The organism is Limosilactobacillus agrestis, assembly GCF_014145585.1.
In the GTDB taxonomy this organism is placed as follows: Bacteria; Bacillota; Bacilli; order Lactobacillales; family Lactobacillaceae; genus Limosilactobacillus; species Limosilactobacillus agrestis.
On sequence record NZ_JACIVF010000072.1, the window covers coordinates 77,191 to 93,671 of the forward strand.

Below are 16,481 nucleotides of genomic sequence, written 5' to 3' on the forward strand. Positions count from 1 at the left end.
AACCGGCCTCCTAGTCTTCATCATCTACAAGTTTGATATCCAGACCTAATTCGTCACGTAAGCCAGCATACCCCTCATCTTCAAGTTTCTTTGCAAGTTCAGGACCACCAGTTTTAACAATTCGACCACCCATCATTACATGAACCGTATCAGGAACGATGTAGTTTAAGAGACGTTGATAGTGGGTAATAATTAATGAACCAAAGTTGTCACCCCGCATTGAGTTAACGCCCTTTGAAACCACTTTAAGGGCATCAATATCAAGTCCAGAATCAATCTCATCAAGAATCGCAAAACTGGGTTCAATCATTAGAAGTTGCAAAATCTCATTTCGCTTCTTTTCACCACCAGAGAATCCTTCATTTAGATAACGTTCAGTCATGGATTGACTCATATCAAGCAATTCTAAGTTCTTGTCGAGTTTCTTAATAAAGTCCATTACTGAAATTTGATCATCTTCAGGACGACGAGCATTGATTGCCGTCCGAAGAAATTCAGCATTAGTAACCCCTTGAATTTCAGCTGGGTATTGCATTGCAAGAAAAAGGCCTTTTCGTGCCCGTTTATCAACCGGCATGTCAACAATGCTCTCCCCGTCAAGAAGAATATCTCCTTGCGTAACATGATAATTAGGATGGCCCATGATGGTTTGAGAAAGAGTCGATTTACCAGTTCCATTTGGTCCCATAATCGCATGAATCTCCCCAGTCTTCATCTTGAGGTTAACCCCTTTAAGGATCTCCTTTTTTTCTTTGCTTTCTTCATCTTTAACTGAAACATGAAGATCCTTTATTTCTAGTGTTGCCATAAATTCATCCTCCTGACCCGAACTATTCCATAAATATCAATAAATTCTTTAACATTCTTATTATATCCGAAAAATAAAACTATTCATCTCAATTTATTTTAAGCGTTTTCTCGATAAATAATTTAAGTGAATAGGGTGTCCAATTAAAGCAGTTCAAAAATAACCCCTTTCATGGCCCAGTGATAATTTAAAACGACTATCGCCAAATTATAGTTTGCGGTACGCTGTTTTTACAATGTTTACAGGGATAAAATAAAATGACCACAGTTGCACTCTCTCACTACCATCTCTCTCGTCTTAATATAATTGGATATAGGACAAATTTAAGAGCTTTATTAAAAAGATCTGGAGACGAATGGAATTTCTCCCGCGTCTCCAGGTCTTTTTATTGATTATTCAATTTTTCCCGCAATATAAATCGTCGAATCTTGCCACTCGCGTTTTTCGGCAACTCCGAAACAAAAATATAATGCTGGGGAACCTTGTAACGCGCAAGATGTTCATAACCATAATTTATTAATTTAGTCGTAGAAAGACGATGATCACTGACAACAAAAGCTACTGGTACTTGCCCCCAGACAGGATCATTTTGCCCAACGACTGCGACTTCATTAATCCGTGGGTAACGTTGGTAGACCTGTTCAACCTCTTGGGGAAAGATATTTTCGCCCCCAGAAATCAACATTTCATCTGCTCGTCCGTCGATATAGAGGTATCCTTCTTTATCAAAATGACCAATATCTCCAGTCCGGTACCAACCATCAACCATTTTAGAAGGTAACTTATCAGGAAGATTGAGATAGCCAGGAGTTAGGGCTGGGGTTTTCAAAAGAATCTCACCATCTTTAGCGAGTCTTAGTTGGGTCGTAAATAGTGGCTGGCCAACCGATCCTAATTTTAGGAGTGCATCAACGGACCGTAATGCAACAATTTGGGAACATGTTTCTGTCATTCCATAGCATTGAACAACAGGAATTGAACGTTGTAGACATATTTCAAGCATTTCCCGATCAATCGTTCCACCCCCAAGCAACATACAACGAAATGATGAATTATAGTGCGTATTGGTTTTATTTTGCTGCTGAATAAGTTTTTTCAGCATAAAAGGAACAACCGACATAACAGTAACCGTTTCATTTGCTAAAATCCGTTCAATTTCTTCGGCACGGAACTTCTCGACCAAGCGAACAGTCATCCCATAAATTAATCCCCGCATAATAATTGAAAAACCACTAATATGGAAAATAGGAGCTACACATAACCATTTATCTGTTGATGATAAACCTAGATTCAATGCAGAAGAGACTGCCGAGTAGAAATGGTTGCCAAAAGTTTGCAAAACTCCTTTAGGCTTACCAGTCGTTCCCGAAGTATACATAATACTAGCTACCCAGTTCGATTTAAATACCGGAATCACCTCTCCCGGATCAGCGCTAGTTATCAAGAAAGCGCTGTAGGATTTAAAAGGAGTCGTCATTCCTGGTCGCCAGAGAGAGTTTTCAACTAAGCACAGCTGAAGTTGACTATCTTTAATTTGTCGTTCTAGCTCTTCACTAGCAAGCCGCCAATTTAACCAGACAATCGTCCGCCCACTACACATGATTGCTAATGCTAATTTATAACTCATGAGGCTATTTGTTGCGAGGAGGCCAACCCGCGGACCAGGATCAAGGTGGTTGAGTCTCCCTACGATAGCTTCTACCTGTTTTTTTAATTCACCAAATGATAGTTGTTCTTCACCATCATCAATTGCAATATGATTTGGCTGCGTTATCGCTTGCTTTAATAGCCAATTTTGTGTTTCCATTTAACTTGCCTCTTTTATGGGAACTTAGGGAATTGGTCAAAATTAGGGTCACGTTTTTCGTTAAAGGCATCTCGTCCCTCTTTACCTTCATCAGTGGTGTAAAAAAGCATTGTCGCATCGCCACCCAGTTGTTGAAGCCCCGCCAGGCCATCAGTGTCAGCATTCATAGCAGCCTTAATAAACCGTAATGCCGTTGGTGACTTCTTCAAAATTTCATTACACCAATCAAGAGTAACCGACTCAACCTGGTCTAATGGAACAACTTTATTAATCCAGTTCATCTGATAGGCTTCTTCAGCACTATAAAAGTGGTTTAAAAACCAAACTTCTTTTGCTCGTTTGTGACCAATCACGCGGGCAAGGTAACCGGATCCATAACCAGCATCAAAACTTCCTACCTTGGGACCAGTTTGACCAAATTTGGCGTTATCAGCAGCGATTGTTAAGTCACAAACAAGTTGCAAGATGTTTCCACCACCAACCGACCATCCTTTTACCATTGCAATAACTGGTTTAGGAATAATCCGAATCAGGTGTTGCAAATCAAGAACATTAAGCCGGGCAATCTTATCCGGCCCGACATATCCACCGTTCCCCCGAACTCCTTGATCGCCACCGGATGAGAAGGCCTTATCACCAGCACCAGTTAGGATAATCACTCCAATTGTGCTATCATCACGACAGATGGTAAACGCGTCGATCATTTCTTGAATTGTAACAGGGGTAAAAGCATTCATCTTTTCTGGACGATTCATTGTAATTTTTGCAATTTTGCCTGCCCGTTCAAAAATAATTTCAGAATAATCTTTAACCGGTTGCCAATCAACTGTTGTCATAACTACTCTACTCCTTTTGTGAGGTCAATAATAATGAACCTATTAGAAAATTTAGATATTCAAACTCAATCAGTCACAGCTAACAAGTGCATTATCACTGTTAAAGTAAGTGATAAGCTCAAGCAACCTTACGGAATCGTTCATGGCGGAATAAATGCAGTTCTTGCCGAAACAGCTGCTTCCCTAGGTGCCAATCAATGGTTAGCTGATCGTCAACAAGATCAAATAGCTCTCGGTGTTAATATTACCACAGAGCACCTCATTGCGGTATCGAATGGCAAATTAAGTGCAATTGCAGTTCCAATTAAACGTGGACGGCAAATTCAAACCTGGCAAGTTGATATTCATTGTAATGGACAATGCACTAGTACCAGTTTAGTTACCCTAATCAACCAGCACCGCCCTTAAATTTCTGATCATTTCTTTAGTCAATATTAAAAAACAAATTTAATCAGAATTATAAAAGTTGGTTATGCACCTTTATTATTATCTTTTCTCTCCTTAACGTTCGATTAATCGTTCGAATTATATAAATTGCATTATTGTTCTAATAATAAGACGTTTGGTAAATTAATACCAACGCGAGGCGAACTGCACGATAAAATTAAACCGTTTTATCTTGCCTGAATTAAGGAATGAACCCCTTTCTTTTAGGTCGTCAGTTTACCTATTTGGGGAGAAGAAAAATAAATAGGACAAACACTATGATGGGAAGCATGTCGCGTAAATTATAGTTTTAAAGGAGAGCATGTTTGATATGCGCTTCAATGAAGAAGATGAAGAAAAGTACCTTAAGTTGATTAACAATACCCGTCGCGGAAGCAACAAAGACTTCGAAGAGTTATTCCGCCGTTATTGGCCGCTCGTTCGCCGACTGTGGCAACGATATAATATTAGCGGCCTTGAATTGGCGGATTGGGAACAGGAAGCCCGCGTTGTGATGCTAGAAGTTATTCGTTTATACAATAATCAGGGTCCTCGCATGTTTAGCTGCTTTTTTAAGGAATGCTTAACCAACCGGATTCGTGATATTCAACGACAGACTCAGGCCCACAAACGTATCCCAGCAGGCTGTCTTTACGCATTAAGCGATGATTTTACTGAAACACTTACTGACTTTTTACATCATTCCCCTGATGAAATTATTTATTGTCGGCAGAGTCTTGACCGTTTACTTTGCCACTGTTCTAAATTTGAACGAAAGGTACTAGTCTATCTCCATACTGGTTATTCGATAACTGAGATTGCTAGTACCCTTGATTGCTCTAAAAGGAGCGTCCAAAGTGCCTTACATCGTTGCCACGGTAAACTATTAAAAGTGTTGATGAATTAAGGACATATAAAGCAAAAAAAGGTGCTGAGAGAAAGTTTTTATTTTCTCCCAACACCTTTTTTTAAGCTTTTCTAATAAATAAACATGCAATCACTGCAATTAATGCACTAATAACAAGCCCGAAGAAAGCAGCCGAATATGATCCCGCTACTTGAACAATCCACCCAATTAAGAGTGGACCAACAAAACCACCGAGTTGCCCACCAAAGTTAACAATCCCAATTGATGATCCGTAAGACCGTTCCGATAAAATCTGTGCAATAAAGCTGAAAATGCCAGTAAATGCTAATGATTTAACAAAATAGATTAAGACATCAAAGATCACAACGCCTACTAATGAGGTTGACTTGAAGAGGCCAAACATGAAAACTAATGTCAGAAATGAAGCAATACTAATCATCCATCGCTCATGTTTCTTAAACAAGTGTACCATTACAAATCCAGAAATAAATGCTGCAATTCCCCCAGAAATAACTGGCAATGGTACTAACCAAGCCAAGTTCTTTAAGTTTATCCCCTGTTCTTGCAAGAAATAAACTGGCATCCAGGTTTCAAGGCCTTTGGTAATGATATTTAGTGCAAGACCAATGACTACAAAGGCCCAAACACGGTGATCAATCTTTTCCCATTCAATCTGGGGACGGGACTGCCCATTTTCTTGGCTGTTATTAATTGGCCGTTCTACAAGGTAATAGGCAATTAAAATAATTAACCCACCAATCCCAAGCCAAACAAAAGCATTTCGCCACCCACTACTAGCAATAATTGGCACAATAATTAGTGGAGCTACCGCAGCGCCGGCATAATTCGAGGAGATTAACGCAGAAGTTGCTTGTGACTTCTCACTTTTATCGTAATTTTCAGAAATGCGCTTTAAAGCCGCTGCAGGATACGGTCCTTCTGCAATTCCGAATAGAAAACGGATCGCAATCAAGGCTGCAAGTGACCAAGCCCACCCAGTCACCATCGTCATTAGTGACCAAGCAAACAGAGAAATAATCACCATAACCTTACTACCAAACTTATCGGTTAAGTATCCTCCAGGTATCTGCATCAATGTATACCCCAAGAAAAACGCACTTGCAGTTGTCCCTAATGCTGCCGCTCCAACATGGAAGTCCTTCCCAATATAAGCGAGGGAAATATTCATTACCGTTCGGTCAGCAAATAAAATCATATATCCTAAATACAGCAGTAAAAAAGATCCCCATTTCTTTGCTACTGTAGTGTTACCTAAATTTTCCATAAAATAATTACTCCTTATAATACAAAGATAATTTTCATTGTAATTTATTACTGGACAACTTACCACCATAACTTGAAAAATTAAGGACGTCGCTCTTAATAATTTTTTGTTAAAATATTAGAGATATCCTAAAAAATGATTGTTAATCCAAGGAGGAATTATGGATTTCTCATTTAAAAAACGGCCAGTAAAACGACTATACGGTGAATACACTATTTTATTCATCTTTTTAGCCCTATGTATTTTCGGTACATACTTAATTACCGGTCATACTCTTATCCTCAGTAAAGATGCCCTCAATCAGCATTTACCCTTACTAGCAAAGTATCGGGAAGCACTGATTAGCTTCTTCCACCATCCCCACCTAAACTTCTGGTCATGGCAAATGGGACTAGGCAGTGATACCTTTCAAGTATATTCCTACTATACGATGGGGGACATTTTCTCTTACCTTGCATTGTTATTTCCAGCGGCGAAGATTACCCTCGCCTACCAGGTAATTAATATCGTGCGCATGTATTGTGTTGGTCTAGCTTTTGTCTATTTTGCTCAACACTTTAAGTTTCGTAATAGCGTAATTTTGATGGGCGCCACAACCTATCTTGTCAATTCGTTTTTACTCTATGCCTGTATCGCACAGCCGTTCTTTACCACGCCATTTATCATCTTCCCATTAATCGTGGTCCAGATTGAACGGGTATTACAAGAAGGCTCACCGTGGCCACTTGCTGGTACCTTTACATGGATGCTAGTAAGCAACTATTACCTTGCCTATGTTTTAGGAATTGGTTCATTTCTCTACCTTGTTCTCCGAGTAGGCACGCATTATCGCCGCACGCTTAATTATGGGAAAACTTTTCTTAAACTTGCCTTTGCGACAATTACTAGTGTCCTCTTATCGGCAGTCTTGCTCGTCCCAGAAATTATTGCTGTCACCAATTCAACCCGGACTGGATCATTATTTGCTAATGGCCTAAAGACCTATCCTCTTTACTATTATCTCTTTTTACCTAAGTCATTGATTAACGGTGGCCAGTGGTATTTCATGTTCTGGTCTGCTTTAGGGATCGTCTCGATTGGTTTTATCGCTCTTGTTTACATTTATTCTCGCCCCCGAAAGTATCCCTTGCTAACGATCAGCCTAGGTCTTGCACTAATCATGCTCTTAATTCCAGCAGTCGGCGCTTTCTTTAATGGAATGATGTCAGCGTCTAACCGTTGGACGCTCTTGATCTATCTTCCATTGGCAATGGCCGTCTGTATTTTAGCTGAAAATATATCTACCCTTAATCAACGGACAATGATGATTCTGAGTTGGGCAACAGGAATTTACCTCATTGTCTTGATCGCAACTTTCTTTTTTGAAAATGAAAATGATATTTTTATGCCTGTCATTTTCTTAATTGGCTCCCTAATGGCGATCTGGTTGATTCACTTAAATAAACTTGCTCACCCTTACCGGTGGTTACTAGCGATTACAATGCTTAATGCTGGGGTAAACGCCATCTACGCCGCTTTCCCCTATGATGGTGATTTTTCTAGTAGTACGTTGAGCCGGGGAGAGTATCAGGCCATTACTACTAATCGTTACGGTAAACTTGATCAAGATCTGAAAAATAATTCCTTTTACCGCGTTTCAACGATTAGTCAAAACAAAATTATTGACGGCCCAAACCTTGATAATGATCTTACTTCCGGATTACATAACATTGATTCTTATTATTCACTACAAAATAAGTATTTAGGAGAATTTAATACAAGTCTGCAAAACAATCAATATCAAGCTAATATCCCCATTCGGCAAGCCGATGACCGAACAATTATGGACAATTTCTTCGGCGTCAAGTACCTCTTTGTTCAAAGTAATGGTGATAACGCGACAAAGATTCCCGCTGGGTACTTTTTAGATAAAGCAACGGATCCAGTCATCAATTATGATGAGGGACAGCCAAGCAATCCACAAAGTAAGGATGAGTTTGTGCCTACGCAAACGATGCGGTATAAAACGAACTATGCCTTCCCATTACTTTACTGGCAAGATAACTACATTAGCAAAAAAGATTATCAATCACTCTCACCAACCGAAAAAGAACGCGTTTTAGCTACTGGAGTTCTGGTTGATAAGCAAGCAAAGCTCCGAGGAATGAAGGCCGCTAAGCTCAAGACGCATGTCTATCCCCTTAAAAGCGAGTTAGTTTCCAACCGCTTGAATAAGGTTAACCCGGCTAAATTGACCTATACCGATAGTGAAGAAACGTATCAATTACAATTACCAGAACTGCAAAGTAAAAAAATGCAGCAAAAACTAAAGGGTAGTGAGTTGCATATTGAATTTTCAAAGATCAAGTATACTCCCTTCTCCATGAAAGAACAGATTGCGTACGAACAAGCACATTTAAAGGAAACAATCCTTAATCCAGGAAATGTTATTAATCAACGCTATACTCATTATCGCTATTGGCGTTACCATGTTTTAAACGGTTCCCCAGATATTAGTTTTAAGCTCAATATCGGTAGTAAGTTTGGAACTGCCACAATTGAACAGGCGCGACAAAGTACTCTTTCCTTGTTTAAACATGTTACCAATTCGACGCCTAATATTGGTTATTATGACGGCAAACTCCCGACTTCTCTCACCTTCCAGCCCTCAAAGCTCGGAACTTATGAGCTCAAATACCGAGTAGTGGCCGAAAAACTGGATAATAACTATTATCATGAAGTTAAAACATTGCAGCATCATCGCTTAGAAAACGTCAAATTTAAACGTAACCAAGTTCAAGGAACAATTAAAACCACTCGTCCTGGCGTCCTCACCTCTTCTATTCCTTATTCTACTGGCTGGTCAGTGAAGGTTAATGGCAAAAAGACAAGCACCTTACGAACAAATCAGGCTTTCTTAGGAGTATATTTACCTGCCGGAACTCACCATGTTACCTTTAACTACGAGTTACCGGGACTTAAACTAGGCGCAATGCTTAGTCTAATTGGCCTTGGTTGGACCATTATTGCCGGAATCATTACAATCGTATGGAAACGAAAAGCAGAATAATTCTTGCATCCCTTTTAAGAGACGCTTAAGATAAAATTAAATCTATGGGCAGGAGAAAAAATCGTGCATAAAAAGTTTACCTACATTGTCTATCAAATTGCTATGGCTATTTTAGCCGTTATCTCTATCGGAATGTTGATCGCATATTATGCCAAGCGAATTAACATTGATACCTACCCATATAATATGATTGACAATGGAATTTGGTTGGTCTTCTTTACTGATTACATTATCCGCTTGGTTATTTCACCGGATAAACGTGAATTTGTTAAAGATAATATCTTTGACCTTCTTTCAATCATTCCCGCCAGCAGCCTGTTCTTTCTCTTCCGAATTAATCAAGTTGGGAGAACATTTCAGTTGCTTAAACTCATGCGAATCATGCGTTTAGTTGGTTTCACCGGCCGCCTTGGCACCTTCTTTGAACGAAACGAGCTACTCTATTACCTGTATATTACAATTGCCGTCATAATGGTGGCTGCTGCAATGTTTTGTATTTCAGAGAAAGTCTCTTACGAAACAGCCCTGTGGTGGGCAATCACAACTGCAACGACGATTGGCTACGGGGATGTAATTCCCAAGACCGGAATTGGACGAGCGGCCGCGATTGTCCTGATGCTTCTGGGGATCGGTTTTATTGGGATGCTCACCAGTACAATTACTGAATTTTTTGCTAAAAAAGACGAACGAAAGGTTTCCGCCCAGTTAGTCAAAATTCAACATGAAAATCACCAACTAAAGGCTGAGTTAGACGAAATCAAACGGTTAATTCAGAAAAATAACCATTAGCAAAAAGCCTCCATTCAAGGATTTCTCAAGAATGGAGGCTTTTTTTAATTTAAATGATTAATCTGAAAAGCTTTGCAGGGTGTCCATGATCAATTGGATGAATTTCTCACGATTAATATCAAGGAGAACTTCAGTATTTTGGGGCTTGCCAGTTAATTGATAGTAGTCACAAACCGTCTCTCCCCGTGTAAGATCGCCCTGAATTTCAACATCCACATTCATTTTGTCAGTACCGAACATAGTAGGATCAATCAACCAAGCAATCGTACATGGGTCATGGAGGGGCGCACCTTTAAAACCCCATTTTGGATTTTCATGATACTGTTCAAAGAAGTTTAGGAGACCATGGAAAGCCTGGGCAACTGGATTGTCGATTTGTCCAATTTGATCAATCTCACCCTTCATAATCTGAGCTTTATGGGTCACGTTCAACGGTGCCATTACCAGAGGCAGGCCAAAGTTCATTACAATTTTAGCCGCTTCTGGATCAACAAAAATATTAAATTCAACTGATGGCCGCCAATTGCCAAGTCCCATTGCTCCACCCATAAAGACAATTTGATCAATCTTTTCTTTTGCCAAGTCGGGATAAACTCGCAGGAATAAGGCCGCATTTGTCATTGGACCGGTAACTACTAAGGTAACTTTCTCATCACTTTCACGAAGCGTTTTAGCGATCAATTCAATAGCTGGAATTGGTTGAACTTCAAAATCTGGATCAGGAAGGTCCGCACCATCCAAACCTGTCTCCCCATGAACTTCCGGTGCAGTTTCAAGCGGCACGACCAGCGGAGTTTGATTTCCCTGAGCAACTGGAATATCTTCTCGATGGAGTAAGGTTAACATCCGCATCGCATTATTTAAAGTTTTGTCCGGTGTTTGATTACCAGCAGAAGTTGTTACGGCAAGGACATCAATCTTCGATGATGCAACGGCTATCGTTAACGCTAATGCATCATCATGTCCGGGATCACAGTCAAGAATTATCTTTTTGGTCATTTGTTATCGTCATCCTTTCTTTGTGAATTATTAGTATAGCGGTTACATTAATTATAACAAATGAACATTATTCCGTTTAATGTCGATCAATAAAATTAAAAAGACATAATAAAAGGACCACCTGATCGTGATCCTTTTCAATATAAGTTATAATTTTACGCTTTCTTTACTAAATAAATTGGTAAAGCAATAGCGCCAGCTAAAAGAGCTAAAATAGTAAACTTCTTCTTTGAATGCTTCTTAGGTTGTGTAGTTTTGTTTTCAGTTTTATTTTTCTTCATAAGAATCTACTCCTTTATTCAAAAACCTATCACTACCTACACTCTTATTTTAGCCCCATTTTGCCTTTACGTAAAAATATATGGGCCAGGTAATTAAAGCAATTATAAATAACCAAACAATTATCTTTTGAAATAGGTTAAGTTTCCACATATGTTTCATAAGTTCACCTTATTTCTTTTTGAGCCAACATTAGCAAGCCTGTTCATACATAAATTAATCTCTAAATTATATCATGAAAAGAAAAAGAACCACTCGCAAGTGATCCTTCGCATAATTAATTCTTCTTTGCTAGCTTATACAGTAAATACATTGGCCAAATTAAGGCTCCTGCGACAAGCGTTAATAAAACAATCTTTTGGTTCCTTGATAAGTTATGACATGGACACTTCATATCTAATCGCCCCTTTGCATAAGTTAGTTTAATTATAACGCATTTGGGTGATAATGTAAGGAAGCGATTTCAGGCTTAAAGAAGATTTAGTATCTTAAAACATATTACCATCAATTTTATATGTCATATAATGTTCTTTTATTTCTACTCCGACCTGATACTGAATCATTACATTAGTTAACATCTCGCCATTAACCAATGTAATATTTAAGTCCTTTGCTGCGTTGATTGCACCTTGAGTAAATGTAGAAGTTGTAATAAATACACCTCTATCTGCATGCTTGAGCTTAATTGAACCACTAAATGCTGTAATTTCTGGCATTTGAACTGAATTATCTGGCGCATATCTTTTTACTTGAAGATAAACTTTTTGCAAACCTAGTGAGTCTTGATTAATAATTCCATCAATCCCATGATCATTTGATTTTTGTGTTACTAAAGCTTGCCCTTCATCACCCTTGTAGCCCATTACAGATAACAACTGAACCATTAAGTTTTCAAATTTATATAGATTCATCTTTATCAAGTGATTTAATAATTCATCCTGCGTTTTTTCGTTTTGCTGATTAAACCATTCATTAATTTGATTTTCAGCTAAATCTTTATTTTCTTGCTTCTGTCTATTTTTCTTTTGGTTACTTTTTTCTTGTTTGTATTTCTTATAAGCTCTTGCCCGCGACTAGTCGGGAGATAAAGGCCTCTCTTGGGTCGATCTAATAAACCTGAAATTGCCAAATCACTTAAAGCAAAACTAACTCGATTACGCATGACCAAATCGTGACTCTTTTGTGGATAACGCATTTGCAACATGCTTTGCGGTAAATTAGCTTCTTCTAAAGTTCTTTGTATTAATTCACTGCTTTGCCAATTCTGCCTTTCAACAGAAACTTTTAAAATAATTCCTAAAAATGCATCCCAAGTCGGAGTACCATCCGCTTGATGTTTTAACGTTGTATAATCAATCATTTTCAGCTCCTAAATTCACTTCAAATCAAAGTAATAGTCATCTAAAGCATACGTACTAATTGGCGTAATATGTAATTGATATTTTTCAACCAATTCAGCTAGTGTCTGCCCATCAATTAATGTTACAGTATTATTTCCTTGAGTTGCCTTTTTTCGAGCGCGATCTGTGAAATAATTAGTTGTGATAAATATCCCATATTCTGCATTAAAACTATCCATTACACCCTTAAACTTATCGATTTCAGGTTCAGATACTGCTCCTTTGGTGTACCTTTTACATTGAATCGCTACTCGACTAGTTCTGAATTCATCAGATGTAAAATATCCAAAGCCATCGATCCCATGGTCACCAGAACGAACAATTCCACGATCTTTATCAATTACAACACCCATTTTTGAAATCAGCAAGCGTGAAAAGCTTTCAAATTTACTAGGATTAAACTTCATTAATTGAGTAATCAATTGGTTTTTCCAGTTTAAATCTTTAGTATCCTCTTGGTCTTCTGGTCCTGTTGATTCGTCTCCACTTTTTTCACTTTGCTTACTTTTATTACGCTCTGCACGCTCTTTATCTTTTTTATCCCAATAAGCACGAATTTCTTTTTTCTGCTCTAGCGAAGGATAATTTGTTAAATCATCGTTCTCTCCGGCCTTCGTAAGAACAATATCCTGATTACGATGAGGCTCTTCTATATATTGAATGCTTCGTAAATTTCGAATGCCAAAATTAAAGTCAAATAAGAATGGTGAATAAGTTCCAGTTTTACCTTCTTTAGTTGAATAGACTTGATCATAGGTTAATCCATCATACTCATTGTCTGCGATTGCTTTCCGAATAGCTTTTCGGCTTGCTGATCCACCCAAATCTCTTAATGCCATAATAATTGCTTTTTCTACTGATCTTCTCTTATATTCTGCCATAATTTCACCCATTAAATGTATATTCTAAATACCTATTATATCGTAACTTTTTACCAGTTACTTCTCAGTATTATCAATAATTTTTATAAAAGTACGGATTAATGTTAAATGGGAGCAGCGTAAGTTGGGGGAAGTTTCTAAAATAGTTAGAGGAGCGTCACCAAGACCTATTAAAGATCCAAAATGGTTTGAAAAAGATTCACATGTAGGGTGGATTAGAATTTCGGATGTTACGGAACAAAATGGTCGTATTCGTCATTTGACACAACATCTTTCTAAAGCTGGAGAAGCAAAAACAAGAGTATTCGAGCAGCCACATCTTCTATTAAGCATTGCCGCTTCAGTTGGATTTCCAGCTATTAACTATGTCCCAATTGGCGTACACGATGGTTTCCTAATTTTTTTAAATTCTAAATTTAATATTAACTATATGTTCTATTGGCTAGAAAAGTTTCGACCTTTATGGAGAAAATATGGTCAGCCAGGAAGCCAAGTTAATCTAAATAGTGATATTGTTTCAAACACTCGTCTAGCTTTACCAAAAGAAGCCGAACAAAGTAAAGTAAGTAACTTCTTAAATAAGGTAGAATTACTTATCACCCTCCAGCAACGAAAATTGGAACAACTTAAACAACTTAAAAAGGCGATGTTACAACAATTATTTGTTGATAAAAATAACAAACAACCTAACTTAAGATTTAAAAACTTTAATGGTGATTGGGAGCAGCGTAAGTTGGGGGAAGTTATAGAGTTAGAAGATAATAAAAGAAAACCAGTTAAAGCTTCTAAACGAATTCCAGGGAATATACCATACTATGGTGCAAATGGAGTTCAAGATTATGTTAAAGGATATACTCATACAGGTGAGCATGTCCTTGTTGCAGAAGATGGTGCAAATAGTATTTTTAATTACCCTGTTTATTTCATTTGTTCTCCAAGTTGGATTAATAATCATTCACATGTTTTAACAGGTAAAAGGTCAATAATTTCGAATAAATTTTTAACATACGATTTGAAGACTGTACCTTATGCTAAATATTTGGTTGGAAGCGGAAGATATAAATTAAATGCTGAAACTTTAAAGATAATACCAATAAAGTTACCATTACTAACTGAACAAAATTATATTGGTAGCACTTTGTCAAAAATAGATACACTTATCACTCTCCAGCAAAACAAACTTACTCAACTAACTACCCTCAAAAAATACCTTCTCCAAAAAATGTTTATATAAAACGTGAAAATCATATCTTCTTTACATATACATGCAATAAGGATATAATTATAAAAAACTAGAGAGAAATATCATGATATTAAGCTTTGCAGATAAAGAAACAGAAAAAATATTTGAACAAAAATTTTCTAAAAAGTTGCCCCAATCGATTCAACGTATTGCATTGCGAAAATTAATTATGATTGATAATGCTGAAAATATAAATGATCTTAGAATTCCACCAGCAAATCATTTAGAGCAACTATCTGGAGATCGAGAGGGACAATATAGTATAAGGATTAATAATCAATTTAGAATTTGTTTTACTGTTCATGGACAAAATAATATTAAGAATGTCGAAATTGTTGATTATCATTAAAAGGGAGTGAATTTAATGAATGCTATTCCTACACCTACGATTGGTGAAATTTTAAGAGAAGAGTTCATGGAGCCATTTAACCTTTCAGCATACCGTGTTGCAAAAGAAATAGGTGTCCCTACTTCCCGTATTCAAGATATTCTTCACGATCGTCGGCAAATTACTGTTGACACATCTATTCGTTTAGGTAGATTGTTTGGGATATCAGACCGTTATTTCTTAAATTTGCAAAATGATATTGATATTCGTAATGCAGAAACTGAGAACAGTAATGATTTTAATCAAATTAAACCAATCGCAATTAACTAGTATTGAAAATGAAGTGCCCTACAATTGTTAGACAAGAAATCTAATGATTGTGAGGCACTTTTTTATATGACCAAATATAAACCAGAACTGAAAAACCAAATTGTTCAAAAATACCTTTCGACTTCACAAAGTACTAATGATTTAAGTAAGAAATATCAAATTAGTGGGCGACGTATCGCAGAATGGATTCAGAGATACCAATTGAGGGGAATCGATACACTAAAAAAACGGCGGCATAAACGAATATTTACCACCGATTTTAAACTAAATGTGATAGACTACTACCAAACTCATGAGGATTCGATGGCTGAAGTTGCCGCTCGCTTTGATATTTTAACAGCGCAAGTTTCGAGCTGGCGCTCGCAATTTGAACGGGACGGTATTACAGCTTTGAAGCCTCACCCGAAAGGTAGGCCGTCTAAAGTGAAACATACTAAAAAACAGGCTCGTCAGCTCGCTAATAAGAGTGAGCTGGAACGATTAAAGGAAGAATTAGCGAAGAAGAACCAAGAACTTTATGATACTAAAATGGAGCGTGATATCCTAAAAAAATCGCTGTCCCTGTTCGGACCCTCAAAGCCAGGAAGAAAACCCAAATAGTGGATCAGATCAGGGACGATCAATCACAGCGACCAAAGAAACTGCGCTATAAGATTGGCGATCTTCTCAAAGCCATTGGGCTTGCCAAGGCAACCTATCATGATGAACGTAAACGAATTGCCCACTCCCACGATAAATATGAAGAAGCTAAAGTTCAAATTCTAAAGATTGCCCAACGGTTTAGACTTCGTGGACGTTGGACCGCGGGCTATCGTCGTATTCAAATGGAGCTGGATCAAATAGGATTACACCTGAGTGGGGATACTATTCGCAAGTTAATGCGGGAATTAAATATTCAAGTAACCTTATATAATCGCCATCGTAATGGGAAGTATTCATCTTACCATGGTACGGTTGGTAAGATTGCGGACAATCGGTTAAAACAAAACTTCAATGAAAAACGTCCCTATCATGTTATTCATACTGACGTGACACAGGTCCGCTTAGCTAACCATCAGTGGGCTTATATCTCAGCGATGATTGATGAAGCGAGTCAAGAGATTCTAGCTTTTCAAATAGGTATTAGTCCGAACAAAGAACTGATTGTAAAAAC

Annotated in this window: 18 protein-coding genes; 9 read left to right on the forward strand and 9 right to left on the reverse strand. The window is 37.8% G+C overall.

The window, feature by feature from the left end:
* Positions 1-10: 10 nt before the first annotated feature.
* From sufC to menB, 3 genes are all read right to left on the reverse strand, one after another.
* Positions 11-808: a Fe-S cluster assembly ATPase SufC gene (gene sufC / locus H5R88_RS09250; RefSeq protein ID WP_182600863.1), complete on the reverse strand. Its 798-nt coding sequence runs from the start codon at positions 806-808 to the stop codon at positions 11-13.
* Between the two features lie 385 nt (positions 809-1,193).
* A complete protein-coding gene (locus tag H5R88_RS09255) occupies positions 1,194-2,615 on the reverse strand; it encodes an o-succinylbenzoate--CoA ligase (protein WP_182600864.1) in 1,422 nt (473 codons plus the stop codon).
* Positions 2,616-2,629: 14 nt separating this feature from the next.
* On the reverse strand, positions 2,630-3,451 hold the full coding sequence (gene menB / locus H5R88_RS09260; RefSeq protein ID WP_144227027.1) for a 1,4-dihydroxy-2-naphthoyl-CoA synthase: 822 nt from the start codon (positions 3,449-3,451) through the stop codon (positions 2,630-2,632).
* A gap of 33 nt (positions 3,452-3,484) precedes the next feature.
* Between menB and H5R88_RS09265 the strand changes: the two genes are divergently transcribed.
* Together H5R88_RS09265 and H5R88_RS09270 are read left to right on the forward strand one after the other, a co-directional pair.
* A complete protein-coding gene (locus tag H5R88_RS09265; protein WP_182600865.1) occupies positions 3,485-3,859 on the forward strand; it encodes a PaaI family thioesterase in 375 nt (124 codons plus the stop codon).
* Between the two features lie 349 nt (positions 3,860-4,208).
* On the forward strand, positions 4,209-4,784 hold the full coding sequence (locus H5R88_RS09270; protein ID WP_182578343.1) for an RNA polymerase sigma factor: 576 nt from the start codon (positions 4,209-4,211) through the stop codon (positions 4,782-4,784).
* A gap of 61 nt (positions 4,785-4,845) precedes the next feature.
* On the opposite strand, the gene H5R88_RS09275 is transcribed toward H5R88_RS09270, so the two are convergent.
* Positions 4,846-6,030: an MFS transporter gene (locus H5R88_RS09275; RefSeq protein WP_182578342.1), complete on the reverse strand. Its 1,185-nt coding sequence runs from the start codon at positions 6,028-6,030 to the stop codon at positions 4,846-4,848.
* A gap of 160 nt (positions 6,031-6,190) precedes the next feature.
* Between H5R88_RS09275 and H5R88_RS09280 the strand changes: the two genes are divergently transcribed.
* Together H5R88_RS09280 and H5R88_RS09285 are read left to right on the forward strand one after the other, a co-directional pair.
* The gene (locus H5R88_RS09280; protein ID WP_182600866.1) at positions 6,191-9,079 is read left to right on the forward strand and encodes a YfhO family protein; all 2,889 of its coding nucleotides are present in this window, start codon (positions 6,191-6,193) and stop codon (positions 9,077-9,079) included.
* Between the two features lie 63 nt (positions 9,080-9,142).
* Complete coding sequence (locus H5R88_RS09285; protein ID WP_182578340.1) at positions 9,143-9,868, forward strand: potassium channel family protein; 726 nt, start codon at positions 9,143-9,145, stop codon at positions 9,866-9,868.
* Between the two features lie 57 nt (positions 9,869-9,925).
* Here H5R88_RS09285 and rihA read toward each other — a convergent pair whose 3' ends face one another.
* The 5 genes from rihA to H5R88_RS09300 all read right to left on the reverse strand — a co-directional run bounded on the left by rihA (position 9,926) and on the right by H5R88_RS09300 (position 13,439).
* Complete coding sequence (gene rihA, locus H5R88_RS09290; protein WP_182600867.1) at positions 9,926-10,867, reverse strand: pyrimidine-specific ribonucleoside hydrolase RihA; 942 nt, start codon at positions 10,865-10,867, stop codon at positions 9,926-9,928.
* Between the two features lie 155 nt (positions 10,868-11,022).
* Positions 11,023-11,148, reverse strand: a complete 126-nt coding sequence (locus H5R88_RS09765; protein WP_003666121.1) for a hypothetical protein — start codon at positions 11,146-11,148, stop codon at positions 11,023-11,025.
* Positions 11,149-11,634: 486 nt separating this feature from the next.
* Complete coding sequence (locus tag H5R88_RS09770) at positions 11,635-12,057, reverse strand: restriction endonuclease (protein WP_231824848.1); 423 nt, start codon at positions 12,055-12,057, stop codon at positions 11,635-11,637.
* A gap of 77 nt (positions 12,058-12,134) precedes the next feature.
* Positions 12,135-12,506 carry a winged helix-turn-helix domain-containing protein gene (locus tag H5R88_RS09775; protein WP_231824843.1) on the reverse strand — a complete coding sequence of 124 codons (372 nt, stop codon included), beginning with the start codon at positions 12,504-12,506 and terminating at the stop codon, positions 12,135-12,137.
* 15 nt (positions 12,507-12,521) lie between these two features.
* On the reverse strand, positions 12,522-13,439 hold the full coding sequence (locus H5R88_RS09300) for a restriction endonuclease (RefSeq protein ID WP_182600868.1): 918 nt from the start codon (positions 13,437-13,439) through the stop codon (positions 12,522-12,524).
* 112 nt (positions 13,440-13,551) lie between these two features.
* On the opposite strand from H5R88_RS09300, the gene H5R88_RS09830 reads away from it, so the two are divergent.
* The 5 genes from H5R88_RS09830 to H5R88_RS09790 form a co-directional block, all read left to right on the forward strand.
* Complete coding sequence (locus H5R88_RS09830; RefSeq protein ID WP_220477605.1) at positions 13,552-14,661, forward strand: restriction endonuclease subunit S; 1,110 nt, start codon at positions 13,552-13,554, stop codon at positions 14,659-14,661.
* 73 nt (positions 14,662-14,734) lie between these two features.
* Entirely contained in the window at positions 14,735-15,019 is a 285-nt protein-coding gene (locus H5R88_RS09310) for a type II toxin-antitoxin system RelE/ParE family toxin (RefSeq protein WP_182600869.1), read from the forward strand.
* 15 nt (positions 15,020-15,034) lie between these two features.
* Positions 15,035-15,328, forward strand: coding sequence for a HigA family addiction module antitoxin (locus tag H5R88_RS09315; RefSeq protein ID WP_182600870.1), 294 nt, complete (start codon positions 15,035-15,037; stop codon positions 15,326-15,328).
* Between the two features lie 66 nt (positions 15,329-15,394).
* The gene (locus H5R88_RS09320; protein WP_182600871.1) at positions 15,395-15,928 is read left to right on the forward strand and encodes a helix-turn-helix domain-containing protein; all 534 of its coding nucleotides are present in this window, start codon (positions 15,395-15,397) and stop codon (positions 15,926-15,928) included.
* Positions 15,928-16,481 (forward strand): IS3 family transposase (locus H5R88_RS09790; RefSeq protein ID WP_310735480.1); only part of this gene is annotated, 554 nt, incomplete at its 3' end. The genes H5R88_RS09320 and H5R88_RS09790, both read left to right, overlap by 1 nt.